At 71.3% G+C, this 24,575-nt stretch carries 20 protein-coding genes and 1 pseudogene; 12 read left to right on the top strand and 9 right to left on the bottom strand.

Translation table 11 applies throughout. The features are described from left to right. The first annotated feature begins 454 nt into the window (after positions 1-454). From ACZ52C_RS17450 to ACZ52C_RS17465, 4 genes and pseudogenes are all read left to right on the top strand, one after another. A complete protein-coding gene (locus tag ACZ52C_RS17450) occupies positions 455-3,016 on the top strand; it encodes a GH32 C-terminal domain-containing protein (protein WP_469075537.1) in 2,562 nt (853 codons plus the stop codon). Between the two features lie 192 nt (positions 3,017-3,208). Beyond that, positions 3,209-3,592: pseudogene (locus ACZ52C_RS17455) on the top strand (transposase); the annotation flags it as partial. Between the two features lie 243 nt (positions 3,593-3,835). Next, entirely contained in the window at positions 3,836-4,126 is a 291-nt protein-coding gene (locus ACZ52C_RS17460; protein WP_469075538.1) for an Imm32 family immunity protein, read from the top strand. 183 nt (positions 4,127-4,309) lie between these two features. Next, the gene (locus ACZ52C_RS17465) at positions 4,310-4,636 is read left to right on the top strand and encodes a GYD domain-containing protein (RefSeq protein ID WP_469075757.1); all 327 of its coding nucleotides are present in this window, start codon (positions 4,310-4,312) and stop codon (positions 4,634-4,636) included. Positions 4,637-5,334: 698 nt separating this feature from the next. On the opposite strand, the gene ACZ52C_RS17470 is transcribed toward ACZ52C_RS17465, so the two are convergent. The 4 genes from ACZ52C_RS17470 to ACZ52C_RS17485 form a co-directional block, all read right to left on the bottom strand. Further along, positions 5,335-6,258 (bottom strand): RNA polymerase sigma-70 factor, encoded by a 924-nt coding sequence (locus ACZ52C_RS17470; protein ID WP_469075539.1) that lies wholly within the window; start codon positions 6,256-6,258, stop codon positions 5,335-5,337. 113 nt (positions 6,259-6,371) lie between these two features. Next, positions 6,372-6,845 (bottom strand): carboxymuconolactone decarboxylase family protein, encoded by a 474-nt coding sequence (locus tag ACZ52C_RS17475; protein ID WP_469075540.1) that lies wholly within the window; start codon positions 6,843-6,845, stop codon positions 6,372-6,374. A gap of 276 nt (positions 6,846-7,121) precedes the next feature. Further along, positions 7,122-7,469 carry a hypothetical protein gene (locus ACZ52C_RS17480; RefSeq protein ID WP_469075541.1) on the bottom strand — a complete coding sequence of 116 codons (348 nt, stop codon included), beginning with the start codon at positions 7,467-7,469 and terminating at the stop codon, positions 7,122-7,124. Positions 7,470-7,589: 120 nt separating this feature from the next. Further along, on the bottom strand, positions 7,590-8,636 hold the full coding sequence (locus ACZ52C_RS17485) for a Clp protease N-terminal domain-containing protein (RefSeq protein ID WP_469075542.1): 1,047 nt from the start codon (positions 8,634-8,636) through the stop codon (positions 7,590-7,592). A 299-nt stretch (positions 8,637-8,935) separates the two neighbouring features. Between ACZ52C_RS17485 and ACZ52C_RS17490 the strand changes: the two genes are divergently transcribed. After that, positions 8,936-9,658, top strand: a complete 723-nt coding sequence (locus tag ACZ52C_RS17490) for a hypothetical protein (RefSeq protein WP_469075543.1) — start codon at positions 8,936-8,938, stop codon at positions 9,656-9,658. A gap of 82 nt (positions 9,659-9,740) precedes the next feature. Further along, positions 9,741-10,034, top strand: coding sequence for a zinc ribbon domain-containing protein (locus ACZ52C_RS17495; RefSeq protein WP_045556159.1), 294 nt, complete (start codon positions 9,741-9,743; stop codon positions 10,032-10,034). Between the two features lie 163 nt (positions 10,035-10,197). On the opposite strand, the gene ACZ52C_RS17500 is transcribed toward ACZ52C_RS17495, so the two are convergent. The 4 genes from ACZ52C_RS17500 to ACZ52C_RS17515 all read right to left on the bottom strand — a co-directional run bounded on the left by ACZ52C_RS17500 (position 10,198) and on the right by ACZ52C_RS17515 (position 13,881). Then, positions 10,198-11,016: a hypothetical protein gene (locus ACZ52C_RS17500; protein ID WP_469075544.1), complete on the bottom strand. Its 819-nt coding sequence runs from the start codon at positions 11,014-11,016 to the stop codon at positions 10,198-10,200. Further along, positions 11,016-11,963, bottom strand: a complete 948-nt coding sequence (locus ACZ52C_RS17505) for a sigma factor-like helix-turn-helix DNA-binding protein (protein ID WP_469075545.1) — start codon at positions 11,961-11,963, stop codon at positions 11,016-11,018. The genes ACZ52C_RS17500 and ACZ52C_RS17505 overlap by 1 nt, the downstream gene beginning before the upstream one ends. Then, positions 11,960-12,205: a hypothetical protein gene (locus ACZ52C_RS17510; protein ID WP_469075546.1), complete on the bottom strand. Its 246-nt coding sequence runs from the start codon at positions 12,203-12,205 to the stop codon at positions 11,960-11,962. The genes ACZ52C_RS17505 and ACZ52C_RS17510 overlap by 4 nt, the downstream gene beginning before the upstream one ends. Before the next feature lie 485 nt (positions 12,206-12,690). Next, on the bottom strand, positions 12,691-13,881 hold the full coding sequence (locus ACZ52C_RS17515; RefSeq protein WP_469075547.1) for an MFS transporter: 1,191 nt from the start codon (positions 13,879-13,881) through the stop codon (positions 12,691-12,693). Between the two features lie 133 nt (positions 13,882-14,014). On the opposite strand from ACZ52C_RS17515, the gene ACZ52C_RS17520 reads away from it, so the two are divergent. The 4 genes from ACZ52C_RS17520 to ACZ52C_RS17535 all read left to right on the top strand — a co-directional run bounded on the left by ACZ52C_RS17520 (position 14,015) and on the right by ACZ52C_RS17535 (position 18,621). Further along, a complete protein-coding gene (locus ACZ52C_RS17520) occupies positions 14,015-15,094 on the top strand; it encodes an ArsR family transcriptional regulator (RefSeq protein WP_469075548.1) in 1,080 nt (359 codons plus the stop codon). A gap of 44 nt (positions 15,095-15,138) precedes the next feature. Further along, positions 15,139-15,645: a glutathione peroxidase gene (locus tag ACZ52C_RS17525; RefSeq protein ID WP_469075549.1), complete on the top strand. Its 507-nt coding sequence runs from the start codon at positions 15,139-15,141 to the stop codon at positions 15,643-15,645. 101 nt (positions 15,646-15,746) lie between these two features. Next, on the top strand, positions 15,747-16,619 hold the full coding sequence (locus ACZ52C_RS17530; protein ID WP_469075758.1) for a MerR family transcriptional regulator: 873 nt from the start codon (positions 15,747-15,749) through the stop codon (positions 16,617-16,619). A gap of 319 nt (positions 16,620-16,938) precedes the next feature. Further along, complete coding sequence (locus tag ACZ52C_RS17535; protein WP_469075759.1) at positions 16,939-18,621, top strand: hypothetical protein; 1,683 nt, start codon at positions 16,939-16,941, stop codon at positions 18,619-18,621. A 112-nt stretch (positions 18,622-18,733) separates the two neighbouring features. Here the strand turns inward: ACZ52C_RS17535 and ACZ52C_RS17540 are convergent, their stop codons facing one another. Continuing rightward, a complete protein-coding gene (locus ACZ52C_RS17540) occupies positions 18,734-21,958 on the bottom strand; it encodes a D-alanyl-D-alanine carboxypeptidase family protein (protein ID WP_469075550.1) in 3,225 nt (1,074 codons plus the stop codon). 292 nt (positions 21,959-22,250) lie between these two features. Here ACZ52C_RS17540 and ACZ52C_RS17545 point away from each other — a divergent pair, with 292 nt between their 5' ends. Further along, a complete protein-coding gene (locus tag ACZ52C_RS17545; protein ID WP_086803729.1) occupies positions 22,251-23,009 on the top strand; it encodes a GOLPH3/VPS74 family protein in 759 nt (252 codons plus the stop codon). Positions 23,010-23,651: 642 nt separating this feature from the next. Then, a complete protein-coding gene (locus tag ACZ52C_RS17550) occupies positions 23,652-24,509 on the top strand; it encodes a helix-turn-helix domain-containing protein (protein ID WP_033531861.1) in 858 nt (285 codons plus the stop codon). Positions 24,510-24,575: the final 66 nt, after the last annotated feature.

Here is a 24,575-nt window from a genome sequence, read left to right on the forward strand (position 1 = left end):
CGGAAGCGGTTCCGGAACCGGTTTCGGTACCGGTTCCGGAAGTGAAGCACCGAGAGGCCCGACGGGTCAACACATCGGAAACAAATCGCTTCACCGGCCGGTCTCGGCATCACCGATGCCACGGAAGGCGATGGACAGGAACCCGACGCGATGGCCCTGAACTGCATGTTTGCGGCCTGAGAGGCTCCCCTCCTCGCCGCTTGGGCCCAGTTCACGAGCGCCGACGGCGCCCCGGAGGCGCGGGCTCGTATCGGAGCAATCACGTCACAACCGTTGACGCACTGGCCTGATCGCGCTTCATAATCGGGCACTCGCTGTCATCGATGACATAAGTCAACGATGACACCCAGTCGGCTGCGTGGACGTCGCCGTCGCTGGAATGTCGCATTTCGATCCGCCCGCGCCAGGGCCGCAGTCACCGCTGCGAGGACGGTCCGCGGGACAAGGAGTCACCATGAGCTCTGCACGCGTATCCCGGCATGCCCGCATGCGGCTGATGGCGGCGGTGGCGACCGTCTGCGTCCTGTCGGCGGCCCCGCTCGCGCCCCAGGCCGTCGCCGCCGACCCGCCGCCGTACACCGAGACCTACAGACCCCAGTTCCACTTCACGCCGGAGAAGAACTGGATGAACGACCCCAACGGCCTCGTGTATTACAAGGGCGAATACCACCTCTTCTACCAGTACAACCCGAACGGCAACTCCTGGGGCGACATGTCCTGGGGGCACGCGGTGAGCAAGGACCTCGTGCACTGGGAGGAGTTGCCGCTCGCTCTGTCGCACGACGACGAGGAGATGGTGTTCTCCGGCAGCGCGGTCGTCGACGTGAACAACACCACCGGCTTCGGCACGAAGAAGAACCCGCCCATGGTCGCGATCTACACCAGCGCCTACAAGGACGGCGGCAAGCAGGCCCAGTCCCTCGCCTACAGCACCGACCGCGGCCGCACCTGGACCAAGTACCAGGGCAACCCCGTCATCGACATCGGCTCTGAGAACTTCCGCGACCCGAAGGTGCAGTGGTACGCGCCCACCAGGAGCTGGCTCATGACCGTCTCGCTCTCCAAAGAGCACAAGGTGCAGTTCTACTCGTCGAAGAACCTCAAGGACTGGAACCTGCTCAGCGAATTCGGGCCCACCGGCGCGACGGGCGGGGTGTGGGAGTGCCCCGACCTGTTCCCCCTCGCCGTCGACGGGGACAAGAAGAACATCAAGTGGGTCCTGGTCGTGAACCTCAACCCCGGCGGAATCGTGGGCGGTTCCGGTTCGCAGTACTTCATCGGCGACTTCGACGGCAAGAGGTTCACCGCTGAGGACAAGGGCACCTACACCCCGCCCACCGGCACCGTGATGCAGGGCTTCGAGGGTGCGGGCTTCGGTGAGTGGACGACGACCGGAACCGCCTTCGGACAGGGACCGGCCACCGGGCCCGTCGACTGGCAGGGGGCTGTCACCGGCTTCGAGGGCAAGGGCCTCGCCAACAGCTTCCACGGCGGTGACGGCGCCACCGGCACCCTCACCTCCCCCTCCTTCACCGTCGACAGCCCCTACCTGAACTTCAAGATCGGTGGCGGGCGGCATCCGCACGAAGCCGGAACCGTTCTGGACGCGTCGCCGCCCGAGGGCACGGTCCTGGCCGACTTCGAGGGCGGCACCTACGGCGACTGGACAGCGACCGGGGACGCCTTCGGCACCGCACCGGCCGCCGGCACCCTCCCCGACCAGGGCCAGGTCTCCGGCTTCCTGGGAGACGGGCTGGTCAACACCTTCCTGAACGGGGACTCCACCACCGGCACCCTCACCTCGCCCGAGTTCGCCCTCGACAAGAAGCACATCAACTTCCTCATCGGCGGCGGCAACCACCCGGCCGGCTCCGACCACGCCACCGCGATCGAGCTCCTCGTGGACGGCCAGGTCGTCCGCAGCGCCACCGGAAAGGACGCCGAAGCGCTCAACTGGGCCTCCTGGGACGTCGGCGACCTCGCGGGCAAGAAGGCGCGGATCAGGATCGTCGACGACAACACCGGCGGCTGGGGCCACCTCAACGTCGATCACATCGTGCTCTCCGACACCACCGCCCCACGCGTCTCCACGGAGACCTCCGTCAACCTGATCATCGACGGCAAGGTCGTCCGCACCGCCACCGGCACCGACAGCGAGACCCTGGACTGGGCGTCCTTCGACCTGCGCCCCTACGCAGGCAAGAAGGCACGCATCCAGGTCGTCGACATGAACACCGGTGGCTGGGGCCACGTCATGGCCGACCAGTTCACCACCGCCGACAAGCCAGCCAAGTCCGTCCTGCAACGGGCCGACTGGACCGACTACGGCAAGGACTACTACGCGGCCGTGTCCTGGGAGAACGCCCCGGGCGGCAAGCGCTACATGATCGGCTGGATGGACAACTGGGACTACGCCGGCTCCGTCCCCACCACCCCCTGGCGCGGCGCACAGAGCATCCCCCGGGAAATGGCCCTGCGCACGATCGACGGCCGGACCCGACTGACCAGCAAGCCGGTGGGCAACCTGGAGTCCCTGCGGAACAAGCGCCCGGCCACGGCCTCCGGCGTCACCGTCAAGAACACCTCCAAGCCCCTGCTCAGCCGCACGGCCAAGAGCAAGACACTCGACATCGAGGCCACCTTCTCCCTCAAGGACGCCAAGCGGTTCGGCCTCAAGGTCCGCACCGGCGCGGGTGGCGAGGAGACCGTGATCGGGTACGACGCCACGACGCAGGAGCTGTATGTCGACCGCTCCCGCTCCGGCGCCGTGGACTTCCACAACCTCTTCTCCACCGGCATCGAAACCGCACCCCTCAAGCCCAAGAACGGCAAGGTCAAGCTGCGCGTCCTCGTCGACGCGTCGTCCGTCGAGGTCTTCGGCGGCAACGGCGAAGCCGTGATCACCGACCAGATCCTCCCCGACCCCTCCAGCACCGGTGTCGAGGTCTTCGCCGAGGGCGGCACCACCACCCTCGACCAGCTGCGGGCCTGGCAGCTGGGATCCATCTGGAAGTGACGAACCCGCAGCTCACCGCAGCTGGCCGCCGGGCAGACCGCACGCACGCGCCCTCCCTGGCCGGGAACCCGGCCAGGGAGGGCAGCAGGTGGCGGGTTCAACGGCAAGCCGGTGGGCGGTGAGCGGATCACCGCAGGGTGATCAACGGGGTGCTGTTCCGGGCCCGGATCGGGGTGGCCTGGCGACCGGGCCCGTCCGCTGCACTGGATGACCTCGCCCGGTCAGCGGGGTGACAGCCCGATGTTCGCCCCGGTGCTGGACGGCTTACGCATCCGGCCGGACCGGGTGCGCGGCGACGATGCCTACTCCAGCCGGGACAACCGCGCCTACCTGCGGCGACGCGGGATCAAGGCCACCATCGCTCAGCCCGACGACCAGCGGGCCCACCGCAAACACCGGGGACGAGCCGGTGGCCGGCCCCCGGCCTTCGACAAGGCCCAGTACCGCCGCCGCAACGCCGTCGAGCGGTGCGTGAACCAGTGGAAGCAGTTCCGCGCGGTGGCCACCCGGTAGGACAAGCGCGACTACATCTTCAACGGCACCCTGACCGTCACCGCCGTCGTCATCTGGCTCCGCGACACCGTCCAGGAGCCATCAGAAACGGCCCAGGGGAACCGAGTGACCTCTTGGGCAAGTTCACGGAAGCGGCCAGAACCGCACTCGACGTAGGCATACAGCGTATGCGTGTCTGACTGCGTGACAGCACCTGTGAACGACGGCGGACGACCACGGACGTCTGCGGACCGTCAGCACAGGTGAGAGTCACACCAATCACTTCTTCGCCGTCACAGCTTGCCCTGGGTAGGCGATGCTTGAGGTATGGCCTCTGAACCCAGTACTGCCGCGTCGACGATCACTCACACGAGCGCGGCGTCCGAAGGAGTCACCAGAGTTTTCACGTGGGAGGAGGGCGCACGCATCGAGGTCCGCAACCTGGGCGGGGAGATCGTCATCGAGGCAAACGCTGCCGGGTTGAAGACCCTGGCAGGCCACCTCCTCACGCTTGCCCAGGACGGCACACCGGACGGCGCCCATCTCCACCTGGAGGAGCACAACGGGCTCGAAGAAGGCTCCGCGGCGCTGGTCTTGGAGCGGTGCGACAAGGAATGACTCATGCCGTACGCGTGCCAGATCGTGCGGAGAACCACGGGGAACAGCGGGGAACAGCGGGGAACCAACCGATCGTCTTCCCAAGTCGGTCATCATCCCGGCCGTTCGGGGGAGATACGCGCGGCCTCGGAGGCGTGTCTCACCCGGCGGGGGCATCCCTTGCTGGGACGAAAGGGAGACATGATGCCGCTCTATCTATCAAGGTTCAGCTACACGCCGGAGACGTGGTCGAGGCTCATCGGCCACCCCGAGGACCGGGCAAAGGCCGCTCAGTCGTACATCGAGTCCGTCGGCGGCAAGCTGCACGGCTTCTGGTACGCGTTCGGCACCCGCGACGGCTACAACTTGTGGGAGGCCCCCGACAACGTCTCCATGGCCGCGGTCGCCCTGGCGATCAGCGGAGGCGGCGCACTCAGCTCGTTCGAGACGACCGTTCTCCTGAGCGTCGACGAAACCATGGATGCCCTGCGCAAAGCCGGGCAAGTCCAGTACCGGGCCCCCGGCGCGTAGCGGTCCAGGTGGCTGGCAGCGACGAGTAAGTCCCGGATTCGGGGCCGTCCCTGGGCCGTCCGCTTCGACATGCGAAGCCCTCGCCGTCTCAGGCGTCGCAATGGACTTCACCAGCCGGCCGGACTTGGTGGTGGGAAGTGGCCGCGGAAGCCGAGCATGCGGGCCCAGGCGCCCCCCATCACGCGGCCAGACCCTCTCCGGGTGGTGGAAGGGGCGGTTTCTGACGTCGGCGTGACTGTGGGGTGCGGCGGCTCGATGGGCTGGCGTCTGGCTACGGCGCTGTGCGGCGAGGCGGACGGAGGCGTTGGCGGCGCCGTAGCCGCGGTGCCGCCGGTGCGTTGGACGAGTTCGAAGAAGACGCGTCCGACGGTGGTCGTGTAGAGGTGACGGAACACGCCGCCTTGTTCGTCGCGGTCGTAGAGGATGCCGGGTTCCCGGTAGGCCCCAACCGCTGAACCCGCCGGGGGCCGGCCCGTCGGCCCTGCGGATCGGGCGGCGGGCGAAGGCATCGGCGGGCGTCAGCGCGAAGGCCCCGGAGCGATCATGGTCCGGGGCCGAGCGGGTTGTCAGGGGGTGGGCGGGTCGAGGGGGTGGGCTAGCCGTCAGAGGGCGGGCACCAGGGTCCCGGATGAAGCGCTTGGTCCATCAGGTGGTCCGTCAGGGGGTCCGTCCCGTGAGGGGCCCTCGCCGGTGCCGGGTCACCTCATCTGCCTGCGGGCCCGTTTCACCTCGCCGTCGATGGCCCAGGCGTCGGCGACCGGGCCGAGGTGGCCCAGCTTGTCGGGGTTGATCACCGAGCGGATGGTCTGGATCTGCCCGTCGAGCATGTCGAGGGCCAGGGTGTGGAGGACCTTCCCGTCCCGGTCGCGGAAGACGGCGCCGGGTTGGCCGTTGACCTCGTGCGGCTCGCACGTCACGTCGATCCTGGCCAGCAGCGGGAAGACGGAGGCCAGCAGCCGGGCCACGTTCTCCGCACCGGCGACGGCCTTGGCCAGCTGCGGGGCCTTGCCGCCGCCGTCCCCGACCAACTGCACGTCGGCGGCCAGCAGATCCCGCAGGCCGGCGACATCACCTTCGTGGAGGGCCTCGAAGAACCGCGTCGCCAACTCCTGCCGCTCCTGACGGTCCGCCTCGAACCGGGGCCGCCCGGCCTGCATGTGCCGCCGTGCCCGTACCAGAAGCTGTCGGCACGCCGCCTCCGAGCGCCCGACCGCCGAGGCGATGTCGTCGAACCCGAAACCGAACACCTCCCGCAGCACGAACACCGACCGCTCCAGCGGGCTGAGCCGCTCCAACAGCAGGAGTGCCGCCATCGACACCGAGTCGGCCAGTTCGGCCGAGCGCGCCGGATCCTGGTACGGATCGCTCAGCAAGGGCTCGGGGAGCCACGGTCCGACGTACTCCTCGCGTCGCATCCGTGCCGAGCGCAGCACGTCGATCGAGATCCGCGTCACCGTGGTGGACAGAAACGCCTTGACCGAGGCGGGAAGGGTCGTCGAACCGTCGTAGCGCAGCCACGTCTCCTGCACCGCGTCCTCGGCCTCGCTCACGCTGCCCAGGATCCGGTAGGCGATCGAGAACAGCAGGGGCCTCAGTTCCTCGAACTCCTCGACCTTGTGCACGCCGTATCCCCCTTGATGTCGACTTGATGGCGCCTCGATCGCACCCTGATCGCGACTTGCTCGCGCCCTGAACGCGCCCTGAACGCGCCCTGATCGCGACTTGTTGTCGTCCCCTAGTGGAACTGGCCGACCTCGTAGTCGCCGGCCGGCTGCCGGGCGATGATGTTCAGCCGGTTCGCCGTGTTCATGAAGGAGACCAGGACCGCCAGGGCGGTGAGCTGCTCCTCGTCGTAGTGCTTCGCGGCACGTGCCCAGACCTCGTCGCTCACGCCCTCGGCGGCGTCCGCGACGCGGGTGCCCTGCTCGGCCAGCTCCAGCGCGGCCCGCTCGGCCTCGGTGAAGACCGTGGCCTCCCGCCACGCCGCCACCAGGTTCAGCCGCACGGAGGTCTCCCCGGCCGCCGCGGCCTCCTTGGTGTGCATGTCGATGCAGAGGGCGCAGCCGTTGATCTGGCTCACGCGCAGGGCCACGAGTTCCTGTGTCGCGGCCGGCAGGGGTGACTCCTTGAGCGTCCTGCCCGCCGCCATGAGGTGCTTGAGCGCCTTCGCGGCGGTCGGGCTGGCGAAGTAGTTCAGTCGAGCGTCCATCTCGTTCTCCTCCGTGCTCGTCGGTGGCTACACCCCCTGGGACGAGACAGCCCGATGCCCTGTGACACGGACACATGTGACCCACGTCTCCCTGCTTCCAGGCGCTCTCGCCCGGGCAGGTGCGGCAGGGCATGCCCGCCCAAGGGCTGCCCGAGGAGATCCCCGCCCGGCTGCTCGGCTCCCTCGCCGACTACGCCGACCGGCCGGGCCCCACCACCAGCACGGTGGAGGACCGGAGCGGCCTGGCTCATACGGGCTGCGGCAGCGCGGTCGCGGTCACTCCCCCGTCAGCGCGCGGGCCCGCTTCGCGAGCAGGGGCAGCAGGGTGGTGCGCCACGTGTCGAGGTGGATCATGCCGCTGGACATCCCGCCGTGGGCGTACTGCTCCCGGTAGACGGCCTGCGTCTCGGCCTCGGCGCGGTCGAGAGCGGTGAGTTCGTCGAACGTCGCCCGCAGCAGGGCGGCGGCCTCGTCGTACGACGGCGGGACCTCCGTGTGCGACAGGTGGGCGCGCATGGTCCGCCACAGGTGCGGATCGCCGCGCAGGCCCCACCTCTCCGGCTCGGGGTCGAAGAGGACGGCCATGGTCACGGCCTTCGCGTCATCAGGTGCTTCGTGTGTCACGGGGAGAGTCTCCCGCAGCCTCGTGAACGGGCCGTCGATGGGTGTGGGGCGGATGGGTGTGGGGCGGATGGATGTGGGGCGGATGGATGTGGGGCGGATGGATGTGGGGCCGGCTGTTGATCAGGCGGCGGGTGGGGTCGTCAGGGTCGTGATCAGTTGGTGGGCTCGGGTCTGTCCGTTCAGCAGGGACTCGACCACGGGGCCCGTGCCCGGGTCGGGTGGAAGGTGGTCCGTCGGGGTGGTCGTGGGGGTGGCCAGGTAGTGGGTGAGGGGGTGGGGGTCGGGGAGGAGGCGGACCCGGTCGCTTCCCGTCAGGGCCCGGTGGACCGAGGCGTAGTCGAGGCCGAGGTCGGTCAGGCGTTCGCCGCCCGTGTAGCGGAGGTCGGGGGTGGGGGCGTTCTCCTCCGCGAGATGCGGGTGGTGCGACGCGACCTCGTGCGTCGCGAGGACCGCCAGGAGGACGTGTTCCGTACCGACCGCGTCGGCGCCCAGGCGGTGCGCCAGCTCGTGGGCCTCCATGTCCACCCAACGGGCCGGGCGCGACGCCCAGTTGACCCCGGAGCGCTTGATGAGCCACCGCTTCCAGAAGGGTAGGTGACGGTAGTGGTCGCGGCCGAGGAGCCGGTCGCGGGTGGGGTGCAGGAGTGAGGTCAGGCCGCCGTCCGTCGCGACGTCGCCGGTGTCGTCGCCCCTGCCGTCGAGGCGGGCTCGTACGGTCCGGGGGGTGATCCCGCAGGCGCCCAGCAGTTCCACCGCTCGGTTGTCCTCGTCCAGCAGGGCCCGGAGCAGATGAGGGGCGCCGAACTTCGTCGCGCCCTCCCGTTCCGCGTGGCGCATCGCCGCGGTCAGCGCCCTGGCCGCGGCGCCCGTGAAACGGTCGCTCCGGCCGTCGCTCTCGCCCAGCACCTCGCGCGCGTCGACGCTCGCCTCCGGGTCGTCGTCCGCGCTCCACGCCGCCTCCCGGTCCTGCCGGTGCCGCAGCACCGCCAGCAGGGCCGTCTTCGTCGCGCCCTCGCTCGCGAGTACCTCGCGGGCCGCTCCCTTGGACGTGGTGATGCCGGTGAGCAGGTGCTCGGTGCCGAGAGCGCCCCCGCTGCCCGACCGGGCTCCCCGGGCCGCCCCGAGAATGCCCACGGTGTTCCAGTCGGGCTCCTTGATCGCTTCCATCCCGGCTTCCCTCTCCTCGCTGGTCCTGACGCCAGCCTCCCCGAGCGGGGGTCCCGGCCACATCGATCCGGAGGGGGACCTCGGCGGGCCCCGGCGTGCCTCTCTGGTTACACGCCGGACGGCCCCAGGGGGGAGTTCCGGTGCGGCGTGATCCGCGGGGCACCGGCGAGTACGGCCGGGAGCGGGTCCCCGGCGAGCACCGCCTCCACGCCGCCATCACGATCCAGCCACATCCCCTCCAAAGAACGGCGCACGTACGGGATGATTCACCCTTCAACTGCACCACCGTGGGGGGACCAATGAGCCACGACATCACGCCACCGCCCATGCCGGGCTTCGGGCCGCCGATACCTCCGCAGCCGCCGAAGCCGCCGGGCGGGAACCGTACGAACCTGATCATCGTCGGCTGTGCCGTCGCCGTGGTCGCCAGTGTCATCGGCACGGGCATCGTGGTCACCCACGACGGCGACGGGTCGGCCTCGCCCGCGCCGACGGTCACCGTCACGAAGACGGTCGCGGCGGAGGACGCCGACACGACCGGCGACGACAGCGCGGGCGACAGCGGCGGTGACAGCGGCGACCGAACCGAGGACGCCTCCGAGGACACGAGCGACACCGCGACCGACGACGACGGGGTCTTCGCCCTCGACGACGAGGTGGTCTACGACAGCGAGGTCGAGGTCGCGCTCTCCGGGTTCAAGCGCGGGGTGTCCAGCGAGTACGCGGTGCCCGAGCGCACGCCGTACGTCAAGTTCAGCATCAAGATCACCAACGGGTCCGACGCCACGGTCGACGCCAACGAGCTGACCGTGAACTGCGCCTACGGCGACCAGGGCAAGGAGGGCGAGGCGATCTACGACGACGGCCTCGACGGACTCCCCGACACCCGTATCCTCGCCGGACGCTCCCTCACCGTTCCGTGGGCCTGTGAACTGCCCAAGAGCGAAACGTTCCTCCAGGTCGAGGTCTCCCCCGACTGGGACTCCGAGGAGGCGATCTTCACGGGCGACGTGAAGAAGTGAGGGACGGGCACACTTGAGGGCAGTGCGTACGGTGCGCGCAGCGCGCGCGGTGCGTCGATAGGGCACCCCCGGGAAGGATCAGATGTTCATCATCTTCGGCACCAAGGGATACCTGTACCAGCTCGCGATACTGACGCTGGTGTGCGGGCAGTGTGGGAACCCCGCCGCGCACACGCTCAGGAAGCGGGTCACGAAGTTCACGCTGTTCTTCGTGCCGCTCATCCCGCTCTCGACGAAGTACCAGACGCAGTGCACCTTCTGCGGCGCCGAGCACAAGGTCAGCGCCGAGGAGGCCGAGCGGCTCCAGGAGCAGAGCGCCGGCGCGCACGGCGGCCGGTCGTCCGGCCAGCCGCAGCAGCAGCCGTACCAGTCGTGAGACAGGACCGGCACCGGGCACACGGTCGGACGTGTGCCGGAGGGGAGCGCGAAGGCGCCGCCCCCACGGCACCGAACGCATTCACCTCACCGAGCGCACTCACCTCACCCGGCGCACTCACCGCACCCACCGCGTCTCCGACCCCGCGCTGAAGGACACCGTCTCAGCCGTGGGCCGTCGGGCCCGAGTCGGAGGACTCCCGGGGGCGGCGGGGCAGGCGGGGGGAGGTGGGGTGCAGGGGCGGGGGCGTCATCCAGGAGGCCGCGGCCGAGGCGGCGGCGACGAGGATGCTGATGTGTTCGGCGAAGTCGGGGCCGGGGAGAGGCAGTTCGAAGTCGGGGTTGTCGACGTAGCCGAGGGCGACGGCACCGGGGACGTAGTGCATGACGGCGTCGACGAGTTCCGTGCGGCGGGGCGGGGCGGTGCGGTCGAGGTGGGTGAGGGCGCGCAGGACGGTGGGGAAACTGGCGTCGTACGCGGTGGGGATGCCCGGGTCCGGGACGGCCGTCAGGGGTTCGGGGGCCGGGCGGGTGGCGATGTTCGTCTGGTCGCGCCACCAGGCCGCCGCGTCCGTGTCACCCAGGATCAGATGGTGGAGGTAGAGGCAGTACGAGGCGAGGTCGTCGCCGGCGCCGGCCGCGTACTGCCACCAGGAGCGGGCGCTGTCGCCCGCGTCGGCGAGCTGGAGGATGCAGCCGAGGGCGCGCGCGCCGGGCGGCTCCGGCAGGTGCTCGGTGACGAAGTCCTGGAGGGCCCGGGGGGTGGTGTGGGTCAGGACCGTCTCGCAGAGGGTGCGCAGATCGCGGGCCGCCATGGTGCTCGTGCGGTCGTCGTGCGGGCCGGGGAACGGCAGCAGGGCGTCGGGCCGCCGGACGCCGGGGACGACGTCGTGCGGCGTGTGCGGCTCCTCCAGGAGCAGGGCTCGGGCGAGGAGGGCGTCCATCGGGGACGTCGGGGGCGTCGAGGATATCGGGGTGGGCATCATTCCGGGGTCTCTCCCAGGGCGTTCTGGGGGTGGAGAGCTGCGCTCAGCGTCTTGCGGGCGTAGCGGTCGGCCGTGTGGACCGAGGCGATCGGGACGCCCAGGACGTCGGCCACGGCCGCGTGGTCCATCCCGCGCAGATACGTGAGGACCATGACGTCCAGCTGATGGGCGGGCAGCCGACTGATGGTCCTGAAGAGGGACATCGACTCCTCGATCTGCGCGAACCGTGCCGCCGGCGTCGACAGCAGGCTCAGGGCGACGGTGTCGAAGGCGGTACGGGCGAGTTCGGGGTGGCCGTCCGCGTGGCGGGCCCGGGCCATGACGCTCCCGCGCAGCACCGACCACGCGAACGGCACCACGTCGGAACTGGCCAGCGCCTCGTCCCAGCGGAACCACAGCACGTCGAACGTCTCCGAGACCGCCTCACGGGCCTCCTCCTCTCCGACGAAGAGCCGGGCGTAGGCGAGATAGGCGGCGCGGTTGAGTTCGGTGAACGCGCGGTGCTCCAGCGGGGGGACGGCCGGGCCGCTCGACAGAACCGCGCCGGGGCCGGGCGGACGGTTCGGGGGCTGCTGGCCCCGGCGGCTCTGGATGCAGCCGTCTATCCAGTCCGGCTTCTTCCGTGCCTCCAGCGCGGCGGCCATCCACAGCCGCCGCATCGGCCAGGCGGGCAGATCGAGGACGTCCAGCAGACCGTGGGTGATCTCCCAGCGCGGGTAACGGCCCGCGCCGCGCAGCAGTTCGGAGATCTTCGACTTGGCCCAGCCCGACCGGTCGCTCAGCTCGCTGATCGTCAGACCGCTGGCCAGGAACCGGATCCGCAGGGGTTCCAGCCAGGCCCGGTGGGCCCGGCCCACGCCCTCCGCTATCGGACCCAGTTTCCGGCCCGGCTTGCCCGCCGGCGCGCCCCCTCCGGGCCGCCGCGACAGGGACGGCGGGGTCACCCGAGGCGCTCCTCGTCACCCGGTACGCGCAGGGGGTCACCCGGTACGCGCAGGGGGTCACCGTTCGGCACGGGCACCCGTGCCGTGGCGGTGGTCATCGACGTCACGACCTGTTCCGCGCTCACGACGAGCGCGGGGACCGCGGCGGCGGCCGCGGCCGTCTCCCCGACGGCGACGAGCACCACGCTCCACCCGAGGACCGTCAACAACACGATGACGGATAAGACTTGCCTTCTGGACATCGGTACCTTCCGAGACATACGTACGTCCGAGAGGCCCCCTCGGCGGTGCCGGCGCGTCATCGGGGAGCCGGACGTCAGCATGCTGGGCCCGATCGCCCTGACGCCACGGCATCCGGGAATCGCGGAACAATGCGACAGCCGTACGACAGCGCGCAAGGTACCGCCCCCCAGCGCACATCAGCCGCGAAACGCGTGGCAGTACAGGCTTTCGGGGCGAAGTTCCCCCTTCCCCGGGCGCCCGGACCTACGGCCCGCATGATGGAGACCACAGGCGCCCCGAGCGCCGCGCCTTCCCGTCCGGGAAGCCGCGCCCCTCGTGCCGATGAAGAGGGGCGCCCCGCTCTCGCCCGTCCGGCCAGGACGGGCGGGAGCGGAGGGGCGGTGGGCCGTGGGCCGTGGAACGAGGGGCCGTGGGCCATGAGTCATGAGCCGTGAGCCGTGAGTGAGCCGTCAGCCGTCAGCCGTCAGCCGTCAGCCGTCAGCCGTCAGGAGACGGGTAGCGGTGGGGTGTGGGCGGCTCGGTCGCCCCGGGATGCGGTCCACAGGGCCAGGGTCGCCGTCGCCGAGGCCGCGGCGAGGAGGGTCATCGTCGTCGCCGGGCTGGTGAGTTGGGCCAGGGTGCCGGCCAGGGTCGCGCTCACGCCCTGCCAGGTGAGCATGCCCGCGGAGTGCAACCCCAGGACATGGCCGGTGAGTTCGGGCGGGGTCAGGGCCAGGAGGCGGCGCTGCTGGACCAGGCCCGCGCCGAAGCCGACGGAGGCGAGGGTCGCGCAGGCGACCGCGACGAGGGTCGGTGGGTGGAGGGCGAACAGCAGGTACGGGGTCGCCAGGAGCAGGAGCAGCGGGGTCGCCAGGCGGTCGCGTGTCCGGGGCGGGAGCAGGCGGCCCACGGTCACGTCGCCGACCAGCATGCCGAGCGCCGCGCACGCGAAGAGCAGGCCCGCGCGGTCGGGGGCGTACGCGACGAACAGTGACTCGCAGCCGACGACGAGGCCGTTGGGGATCCACAGGCCCAGGAGGAGGCGGCGGCGCGGGGCGGACGACCACAGGAGGGCGTTGGTGCGCCAGGTCTCGGTGACGGACGGGCGGCCGGCGGCGCGTGGGGCGCGGCGGCTCAGACCGAGCGCCGTGCACAGGGCCGCCGCCGCGTAGAGGGCCGCCGACACCAGCAGCGTGACCGCCGGGGAGAGGAGGGCCACCAGGGCGCCGCCCGTCGCGTATCCGGCGATCTGTGTCAGGCCGTGCAGCATGTTGAAGAGCGAGCGTCCCAGCGGATAGCCGTCGCCGGGGAGGATCTCGTTCAGCAGGCCCCACCGCACTCCCCCGCCGAGGGAGGCGACCAGGCCCTGGGCCGCGATCACCGCGAAGACCGTCCACAGGGGCAGGGCGGGCAGCGACAGCACCGCCGTGCTCGCCGCGAAGACCACGGCCAGACCCGTCAGCGTCGCCCTCGGGGGCAGCCGGTCCGCCGCCGAGAGCAGGGTCGTCGCGCCGACCACCTGGGCGAGGGACGGGCCGAACATGCTGAGGGCGGACAGCAGGGGGGAGCCGGTCGCCTCGTAGACGGAGGTGCCGAGGGCCAGTCCGCCGATCGTGGAGGCCGCGACCTGGAGCGAGGAGGAGACGAAGAGAGGGGTGAACTCCCTGGTACGGAAGAGGGATCGATAGCCGCGCATGGAGAACGAGCCTGGGGGCCGCCGCTCGTCTCCCGTAATGTTTCGCGTACACGCGAAGGATCGGTCCGGGCCCGGGTGGTGGCGCGGGAGACGGAGCGGTGGGGTCGCGCCGTCGGATCCCGGGGGGTGACGCATGGGCTGGTGGCAGGTCAACGCCGACACCCTCGCCGGCAGCCGGTTCGTCGTCTCGCCGCTGGCGGAGACGTTCGCGAGTCTGAAGATGCTGCACGCCGGGACGGGCACGCACCCCGGGGAGCAGACCTGGCTGCGGGCCCATCTCCCGTCCTACCGCGCCGCGTTGGCGGCCGACCCGCTCACCGCCCTGCTGATCCGCGCCGGGCTCGGCCAGGAGTGGATCGCCGACTTCCTCACCCCCACCCCGCGCGAGGGCGAGACCTTCGCCACCGAGATCGCCCGGGTCCGCGGCGCCGACCCGGCCGCCGCCCGCGCCCATCTCACCGTCTCCCTGCGCGGCCCGCTGCCCGCCGCCCTGCGCCGGGACGACCTGCCCGACCGTGCGGCCGACCTCCTCACCCGGGTGTGGGAGGAGGCCGTACGGCCGTACTGGGAGCGGCGGCGGCGCGTACTGGAGGCCGATGTGCTCGCCCGGACCGCGCGGTTGGGGCAGGGCGGCTGGGCGGCCGTGCTGGACGCGATGCGACCGGGGATGCGGTGGCTCGGCGACAACCGGCTCCAGGTCAATCTGCACGAGTACCCGCCGCGCGAGATCTCCGGGGCACGGCTGATCTTCGTGCCGGTCACGCCCCAGCGCACGGGATGGGTGGCGTGGGAGGAGCGCGAGCGGTACGCCGTCGTCTACCCGTGCTCGGGCGTCCTCGCCGATCCCGGAGGCGCCACCACCGTCTCGGCCGTTCCGGCCGGCCCCGCCGCCCCCGCCGGTCCCGCTGCCCCCGGGATCGCCGCCGTCCCCGCTGTCCCCGCTGCCCCCGGGATCGCCGCCGCCCCCGCCGTCCCCGCGCCCCTCGCCCCCCTCCTCGGCGAGACCCGCGCCCGGGTGCTCGTGCTTCTCGACTCGCCCATGAGCACCACTCAGCTCTGCGCCCTCACCGGGCAGGGGCTCGGGTCCGTCGGGCGGCATCTGAAGGTGTTGCTGGACGCCGGTCTCGTGCGGCGCGGGCGGGCCGGGCGCTCGGTGCTTTACGTGCGTACGGCGGCCGGAGAGGTGCTCCTCCAGGCCGGCCGGGGGGCGTGAACCCGCCCGGAGGGGGCGTGCGGTACCGGAGATAGCATCCGTTTATGACTACTGACAACGCCACTCCCTCCGTCCTGGACGTGCAGATCGACGCCCTCAAGGGCGGCCCCGCGAACCTCGCCCAGTACGCGGGCCAGGCCGTCCTCGTCGTGAACGTGGCCTCCAAGTGCGGCCTCACCCCCCAGTACACGGGCCTCGAGGCGCTCCAGGCCCGCTACGCCCCGCAGGGCTTCACCGTGCTCGGCGTGCCGTGCAACCAGTTCCTCGGGCAGGAGCCCGGCTCGGCCGAGGAGATCGCGGAGTTCTGCTCGGCGACGTACGGCGTCACCTTCCCGATGACCGAGAAGGTCGAGGTCAACGGAGAGGGCCGGCACGCCCTGTACGAGCGGCTCGTGGACCACGCGGACGGCGAGGGCCACACCGGTGACATCCGCTGGAACTTCGAGAAGTTCCTGATCGGCCGCGACGGTTCGGTCGTCGCGCGCTTCTCGCCGCAGACCGAGCCCGAGTCGGCGGAGCTGGTGGCCGCCGTGGAGAAGGCCCTCGGCTGACGCCCGCCGGGCCGCCGTTGACCTTGCCCCTGGGGCAAGGGGCAGCGTCCCTCTCGCCGGGCGGAAGGCGCCCGGTGACGGAGGATGCACCAGTGACCCCCATGGACGTGGACGACCTGCTCACCATCGGCGCCTTCGCCGCCCGCGCGCGGCTGTCGGCGAAGGCACTGCGGCTGTACGACCGGCTGGGACTGCTCCCTCCGGCGTACGTCGACGAGGTGAACGGCTACCGGTACTACCGGGCCGAGCAGGTCGAACGTGCCCGGACGGTGGCGCTGCTGCGGCAGCTCGACATGCCTCTCGCTCGGATCGCCGAGATCGTGGGCCTCGTCGAGCGGGACGGCACGCGGGCCGCCGAACGGCTGGCCGCGTACTGGGCCGGGGCCGAGGAGCGGTTCGCGTCCCAGCGGACCCTGGTCGCCTACCTCCGTGGACGGTTGTCGGGAACGGAGTCGGGCATGACGGAGACGTACGGGACTTTCACGGTGGAAACGGTCGACATCGCCCCTCAGGTGGTGCTGACCGAGTCACGGCACACCCTCGCGGACGAGCTGCCCGCGTGGATCGGGGCGTCGCTCGAACGGCTGGAGAACGGCGCGGCGGCCTGCGGCGGCGGCGTCGGGGCACCGTTCGTGGTGTACCACTCCGAGGTGTCGATGGAGAGCGACGGGCCCGCGGAGTCGTGTGTGCCGGTCGCCGACGAGGACGCCGCGCGGGCCTGGGCCGCCGCACACGGGCGGGCCTGGGAGACCGGGGTGCGCGTGGAGCCGGCGGCGCGGCTCGCGTACACCCGGATCAGCAAGGCCCAGGTGGCGTATCCGCAGATCCTCGCGGCGTTCGAGGCGGTCGAGCGGTGGATCGCCGCGCGGGGACTGCGGGTCACCGGCCCGTGCCGTGAGATCTACTTCGCGGACTGGGCGGCGGCGGGCCCGGAGGACCCGGTGTGCGACGTGGCGTTCCCGGTCGCATCCTGAGCCGTGTAGCAGCCGAGTAGTAGCCGCGCAGTAGCGGTGCGGTAGCGGTGCAGTAGCCGTGCAGTAGTCACGTCCTGAGCCGTGCAGTACCGGTACGGCCGAGGGGTTTCCCTACGGCCGTACCGGATCGAGCAGGTCCTGTCGGCCAACTGTCAGCGGGTGATTAGCGTCTACACCGACAAACGGACACCACCCGCCCGCACGAGTCGAACGGAACGGAAGAGCCGCAGTGGCCTTTGCCGAGCTGACCCCACGACGACCCGTCTCGCGTGCCGACGGGCCGTCGCCGTCGCGCGAGCCGTGGCGGGAACGCCACCGGGTGCCGCTCACGGCCGCCCTGTGCGCCCTGCCGCTGTACTTCGTGTGGTGGGCGGTCTTCGCGACCGGCGGCGGCGATCTGGCCGCCCAGGTGGCGTGGGCGGAGTTCGCGAAGACGTACCCGGACTCCGCGGTCAACCTGTTCTGGTACGGGGGGCTGCACGCGGCGAACTACAGCGTGCTCTCGCCGTATCTGATGGCGGCGTGCGGGGTCGTCCCCGTGACGCTGGTGTCGGGGCTCGCGTCCTCCTGGCTGGCCGGCGAGGTCGTCACCCGGACGGGCGTACGCGCGCCGGTGCCGGTCGCGCTGGCGGCGACGTTCTCGCTGTGGTGCCAGGTGGTGTCCGGCCGCTCCACGTTCATGCTGGGCACGGCCTTCGCGATGGGCGCCCTGCTGGCGGTGGTGAGCGGGCGTACCGGGCGGCACATCGCGGTGGCGGCGGTGTGCGCGACGCTGTCCACGTTGGGGAGCCCTGTCTCCGGGCTGTTCCTCCTCGTGGTCGGCGCCGCGTATCTGCTGTGCCGTGAGTGGGGCCGGGCGGCGGCGCTGCTCGTGCCGCCGGTGACCGTCGTCGCCGTGACCACGCTGCTGTTCCCCTTCGAGGGCGAGCAGCCGATGGCCTTCAGCCGGATATGGCCGCCGGTCGTCCTGTGCGCGGTGGTGGTGCTGGTCGCGCCGAGCGCCTGGCGAGTGCTGCGCCTGAGCGCCGCGATCTACGCGCTCGGCGTGGTCCTCTGCTATCTGATCCCGACCCCCATCGGCACCAACGTCGAACGTCTCCTGGAACTGGCGGGCCCGGCGGCCGCGCTGGCGATCTGCCTCCACCGGGGCGAGTCGCGCACGGCCGAAGACGGCCGTCTGCCCCTGTCCTGGTTCACGCCCCGGCGGCGGACGGTGGCCGGCGCGGTGGCCCTGGTCCTCTCCGTGACCTGGCTGACCGGCAAGACGACCGCCGACATCGTCACCAACACCAAGGTGCCCGAGTGGGCCGTGAAGACCGACGGTGTGGTGAAGGAGCTGAAGCGGCTGGGGGCCTGGAAGACCCGCGTCGAGGTGGTACCGGCCCGCGACCACCGCGAGGCCGCCATCCTCGCGCCGTACATCAACATGGCGCGCGGCTGGAACCGGCAGGCCGACGTCGAGCGCGGCCGCCTCTTCTACGAGGGTCACGGCGGGACCGAGGTGCCCGAGGGAGCGTTCACCCCGGCCGCGTACAAGGCGTGGCTGTCGCAGTGGGCCGTCGGCTTCGTCGTCCTCGTCAACGGCGAGCCGGACGGGCCCGCCGAGCTCGAACACGCGCTGGTGAGCAGCGGGCCGGACTATCTGGAGCCGGTCTGGCAGGACGCGAACTGGAAGATCTACCGGGTGAAGAACGCGACCCCGTTGGTCGACCGGCCGGCCACCGTGGTGAGCGCGGACGGGGCCAACCTCGTGGTCCACATGCCGCGGGCGGGCGAGATCACCGTCCGTGTCGCCTACTCCCCCTGGCTCTGGGCCGACAACGGCTGCCTCACCGCCGACCGCGGGTCCGACGGCGACCTGACCGAGTTCACCCGCCTCACGGTCCACGAGCCGGGCGACGTCCGGATCAGCTCCCAGTACGGCGGACCGTCCCGGACGACGGCCCTGGAGTGCGAGAAGGAGGCCGACGAGAAGGCGGGGCCGGGGGGCGGGGAGGAGTAGCGGGCGAGGGCGAGCAACAGAGGGCCGCCCCCGCGTACGAAGGAGCCCCTTCCGTCCAGGTGACGGAAGGGGCTACTCGGCTTCGGGGGCGGTCGGCTTCGCGACCGGCCGGTCAGCTCACGCGGGTCAGCCTCGTGAGGAAGTCGGGCTCGGTGAGGGGCTTCTGGAGGGCAACGGGGACCTCTACGCCCTCGCCGGCTCCCTCGCCGACGATCAGCTTGCCGACCTGGGTGCCCGGCTCGCCCTCGTGCGGGATGGTCGCGCTCGCGTCGAGTTCGAGCTTGACGGTCTTGCCCGCCCAGCCGACCGCCGCGACGTTCTTCGTGGCCACGACCGGGGTCCGGCCGCCGAGCCCGTCGTCGACGTAGCCGACGACATCGCCCTTCTTCAGGATCGTGTCGGAGGTCACCGCGTCCTGGGCGGCGATCATCGCCGTCTTGCTGACCGCGTTGACGGTGTCGATGATCGGCGGGGTGTGCTGGCCGAGGATCGCGCCGACGACGATCGCCGTCTCACCGCCGACCTCCTTCGTGCCCGCGAAGAGCAGGTTGCCGCCGGCGGCCGTGGTGGAGCCGGTCTTGATGCCGATGGCGTTGTTGTAGGGGACGAGACGGTTGAAGTTGTCCCACTTGGCGCCCGAGGGGTCGTACCAGACGGGCAGCCTGGTGATGTCGGTGAGCGCCTTCATCTTCACCAGCTCGTTGCCGAGCTTGACCTGGTCCTCGGCGGTGGAGACGGTCGTCTCCTTCAGCCCGGACGGGTCGGTGTACGTCGTGTTCTTCATCCCGAGCTCCTTGGCGGCGGCGTTCATCTTCTTGACGAAGGCCGCCTCGGAACCGTTGCCGTCCCAGCGGGCGAGGAGTCGCGCGATGTTGTTCGCGGACGGAATCATGATGGCCGCGATCGCGTCGTACTGGGAGAGCTTGTCGCCCTCCTTGACGGTGTTGAGCGTGGACTCGCCGTCCTTGTCGTAGCCGCCCTCGGTCTCCGCCTTCGCGTCGACCGGGATGGTCTCGCCCTTCTCGCCCGGCTTCATCGGGTGTTCCTTGAGGATGACGTACGCCGTCATCGCCTTGGCGACGGAGCCGATGGCGACGGGCTTCTGCTCGCCGAAGCTGTCCATCGTGCCGATGCCGTTGAGGTCCATCCAGCCCTGGCCCTCGTCGGGCCACGGGAGGGAGACCTTGTCGCCCTCGAACGCGTACGTCGCGTCGGTGGTGAGGGCGAGGGTGGGGGTGGGGAGCGGGCGTACGGCCTGTACGACCGCAAACACGATCACCAGCAGGATCACCAGCGGGGTCCAGATCTTGACCTTGCGGATGATCGTCCGCACCGGGGTCTGGCGCGGCGGGGGCGTGTTCGTCAGCTCCGCCAGCAGGTCCAGCGGCGGCTTCGGCGGCAGGGGCTGCTGCGTCGTGCGCTCCGGGCCGACCTGCGGGAGGGCGCGCGTGGCCTCGGCGGGGGTGAGGGACGGCGCGGGGCGCTCCGCGGGGCGCGCCGCCGGGGGCCTGGGCGTCGTGGTCTCGTCCAGCGGCTTCAGGGCGACGAATTTGCTGGTGCGCTCGGCCGGGGGCACGGATTCGTCCACGCCGACGCCTCCGCGGGCGCCCTCGTCGCGGAGGGTCTCCTCGTCCGTGTCGGCGCCGGTGGGGATGGCGTCGTGGACGGGGCGGCCGTCGGTCTCGGCGGGCTCGGCGTCCTCGGGGGCGCCGGGCTTTCGCGGCTCGGCGTCCTGGGGGGCGGCGCCGGCCTTGGCGGGCGCCGCGTCCCTGGGAACGGCGTCACCCAGCTTGAGCATGGTGGTGGGCTGGTCGACGGCGGGGGGCCGGGGGGCGCGGAAGATGGCGGTCGGCTGATCCACAGCCGCGTCGGCTCCGCCATCCGCCCCGCCACGCCCACCCGCCCCACCCGTGCGACCTTCGTCGTCATCTGCGGGTGGCCCCTGTGGGGCGCCTTCACCGTCGGCGACCGCGGGTTCGTCGTGGGCGACCGCGGGTCCGTCGTGGGCGCTTGCGCGGGCGCCAGTGGGCTTGTGGTCGGTGGCGGGGTCGCGGTCGGTCGCGGGCTCGCGGTCGGCTGCGGGGTCGCGGTCGGTGACAGGCGCATTGTCGGTGACAGGCGCACCGTCGGTGACGGGCTCGCGGTCGGTCGCGGGCGCTCCGTGGGTGGCGGGCTCGCGGTCGGTGACGGGCTCGCGTGTGGTCGCGGTGAGGACGCGTGTGTCGCCGCCGCTCTCACGTGCGTCGGCGGGTTCGCGTGCGTCGGCGGGCTCGTGGTCGTCAGCGGGGGCGCGGTCGGCTGCGGCCTCGCGGTCGGGGACAGGCGCACCGTCGGTCGCGGGCTCGCGGTCGGTGACGGGCTCGCGTGTGGTCGCGGTGAGGACGCGTGTGTCGCCGCCGCTCTCACGGCCGTCGGCGGGTTCGCGTGCGCCGCCGCTCTCACGGCCGTCGGCGGGTTCGCGTGCGCCGCCGCTCTCACGGCCGTCGGCGGGTTCGCGTGCGTCGCCGCTCTCGCGGCCGTCGGCGGGTTCGCGTGCGTCGCCGCTCTCGCGGCCGTCGGCGGGTTCGCGGCCGTCGGCAGGTGCGCGCGTGGCGCTGCCGCTCTCGCGGCCGTCGGCGGGCTCGCGGCCGTCGGCGGGCTCGTGGCCGTCGGCGGTTTCACTCGCGTCTCCGGCGGCTTCGCGTACCCCGTCGCCGGATTCGCCCGCGTCGTCGGCAGCCTCCCGTACCCCGCCGCCCGGTTCGTCTGCGCCGCCCTCGGCTACGGGCTTGTCGCCATCGGTTTCGTGGGCGTCGTCCGTCTCGCGCGTGTCGTCGGCGGTTTCGCGTGCGCCGTCGCCCGGTTCGCGGGTGGCGTCGGTGGTGCGGTCGGTTGCCTCGTCTGCGGTCGTCGTCTCTTCGTCAGCAGGTTCGGCCGTCTTCGCCTCGCCGCCCGCGGCGGCCTCGGGAGTCGTGGCCTTCGCCGCGTCGTCCCCGGCTGTTCCTCCGTCGGCCGTGGGTGCGGCCTCGCGCCCGGCCTCGGGCTGTCGTGCCGTTGTGGTGGCGTCCTCGGGCTCGCCCCCGGCCCCCGGTTCCGTGGCCGTGGACTCGGCCGCGTCCCGCTGCGCGCCCCCCGCCTCCTCCAGGAGTGCCCGGCGGGAGAAGACCGCCGTCGCCTGGTCCGGCTTCGGGGTGGACGGCCGGGACATCGCGAGGCGTGGGTCCGGGGAGGGAGCGGCGGAGCCTGAGGACTGGCCCGGCACCGAGCCCCCGGGTTCCGGAACCGCTGGCTCGTTCCCCGGCGTCGACTCCGTCGACGACTCGTACCGCTTCGACCTGTCGGGGGACGTGCCCGCCACCGATGCCTCCTCCCGCGCGCCGCCCGTCCTAGGAGCGCGCGCCCAACCGAACCGTGCCGTGAACCCGTGAATCCGCGAATCCGTGAAAACCCGCCGCCCGGACACTAGTCACCGGCGCGCCACCGCGCCGCGCCGCTGTCCGAACCATGTACCAGTGTCCTGTGTGCGGGCTTAACCCCTCCGGTAGACGAGAACGACATACCTACCGGTTCCACTACATTTCGGTCACGCACTCTCGACAGACCAATGTGAGAGGGGTCACCCTGTCATTCATCCACGCGGGGAGGCATGGATGGGCAGGAGCCGCAGAAGTATTCCGGAAGAGCTTCTACTGCTGGCGCTGGACCCGGCCACGGGTACCACCGCACAGCCGCAGTCGCTCGACCTCGGTCTGGCCGGAGCGCAGCTAGTGGAGCTGGCGCTGGCCGGACGGATAGCCCCTGACGGGGATCGTATCGCCGTGGTGTCCCCACGGCCGACTGGAGATCCGACACTGGACTGCGCGTTGGAGTTGCTGCGAAGGCGTGGCGCTCCCGTACGGGCGGTCCACTGGATAGGCGGGCCGCGTCTCGGGCTCCGCCAGACCTACCTCTCGCATCTGGAGCGGTGCGGCATGGTGCATGCCGTGGCGGGTCAGATGTGCGGAGTGCTGCCGACGACTCGCTACCAGGCGAGTCAGACCGAGATCAGCCGGGAGATCCGAGCCCGGCTGGATTCCGCGATCCGCACCGGCGTACCGCCGGACCCGCGGACCGCGGCGCTCGCCGCCCTGGCGCACGCGGTCGGGCTCGGCAAGCACCTGTATCCGGGGAACGAGGGACGCTCGTCCCGCTCCCGGCTGCGGGACCTGATCCGGCACGACCCCATGGGTGGCCTGGTGGCCCACGCCGTCATGGACGTGCAGAACGGCGTGGCCGCACAGCCGCGCCGCAGCCCGGCACCGACCGGCCGTCAGGCCGCGCCCGGCGCCAGGCCGCCCGCACCGGAGCCCGCGCGCGGCCTTCCGATGCAGCCACGCCGTGGCTCGATGGCCCGCGTGGTGGCGCACTGAGCACCACCCGACCCACAAGATCCACCTGATCCACCTGATCCACCTGATCCACCTGATCCACCTGAAGCAGCCCGATTCACCTGGAGCACCTGACGCACGCGAAGACGCGCTGGGGCACCGAGGTGCGTGTGGGAGCCGGGCCCCGGAGCCGCGGGTCCGATCCCACCGCACCACGTGCTCCGCGCGCCACGGACCACGCACACGCACCGGCACCCCGCGTGATCCGCTTCGCTCGCATCCCGCTTCAGCGCGCTTCGGTCCGCTTCGGCTCGCTTCGCGACGCACCACTTGCATCGCCGGCACCGGACCGCTCGCAGGGACCCCAGAACCCGTCCGGGAGCCGCCGGTTCGCGCGGGGCGTGTGCGACCGTACAGACGGCCGCACACGCCCCGCGCGACCGCATGTCCGCGCCCGCCACCCGACACCGGATCAGCACGCCGCCGCACGCCCGTTCCGCAGCCGTTCCGCAGCCGTTCCGGCGAACATCCGGCGGAGATCCCTCCACGGCGGGAAAACTCCGGCGCAAACGGCGCGTGCACAGCGCATATCCGCTGTTTTCCAGCGGTACTCAGCACCTTGGTGGCAATCTGCTCAGCAGCAGATACGCAAAGTAGAGGCACGCAGCCGGAGGTGCACGTCCCGTGGCGTCCAATGTCAATCCCACCGTCAGGCGACGCCGGTTGGGCCAGGAGCTGCGTCGGCTCCGCGAGCTCAAGGGCATGACCGCCGAAGAGGTCGCCGAGCGGCTGCTGGTCTCCCAGTCGAAGATCAGCCGACTGGAGAACGGCCGCCGCTCCATCAGTCAGCGCGACGTCCGCGACCTCTGCGGGGTCTACGAGGTCGAGGACCAGAGAGTCGTCGACTCCCTGATGCAGATGGCCAAGGACTCCCGTCAGCAGGGCTGGTGGCACGCGTTCGGGGACGTACCGTACAGCGTCTACATCGGCCTGGAGACCGACGCGGAGTCGCTGCGGGTCTACGACCCCCAGGTCGTCCCCGGGCTGCTGCAGAGCCGCCCGTACGCCGAGGCCATCATCAGGGGCGCGCTGCCCGAGACGTCGACGACGGAGATCGACAAGCGCGTGGAGGTGCGCATACGGCGCCAGGACCGGGTCACCACCGACACCAACCCGCTGCGGCTGTGGACGGTGTTGGACGAGGCGGCCCTGCGCCGGGTGGTGGGATCCCGGTCGGTGATGCGCGAACAGCTGGAGCACCTCATCGAGTTGTCCCAGGTCCCGCATGTCACGGTGCAGGTACTGCCGTTCGAGGTCGGCGCCCATCCTGGCATCAACGGCCAGTACGCCATCCTGGAGTTCGTCGACGCGGCCGATTCGAGCGTGGTGTACATCGAAGGGGTGACCAGCGACCTCTATCTGGAGAAGCCGCACGACGTGCAGAAATACACCGTGATGTACGAGCATCTGCGGGCGCAGGCGCTGAACGTGGAGCAGTCGCGGCAGTTCATCGAGAACGTCGCGAAGGAATACGCGCGCTGACGTTCGGCACAGCAGCGAACTCCCGGACAGGGCCTCGCTTCTCGACCCTCAGAGCGATTCCAGACG

Source organism: Streptomyces sp. NPDC034049, assembly GCF_055575575.1.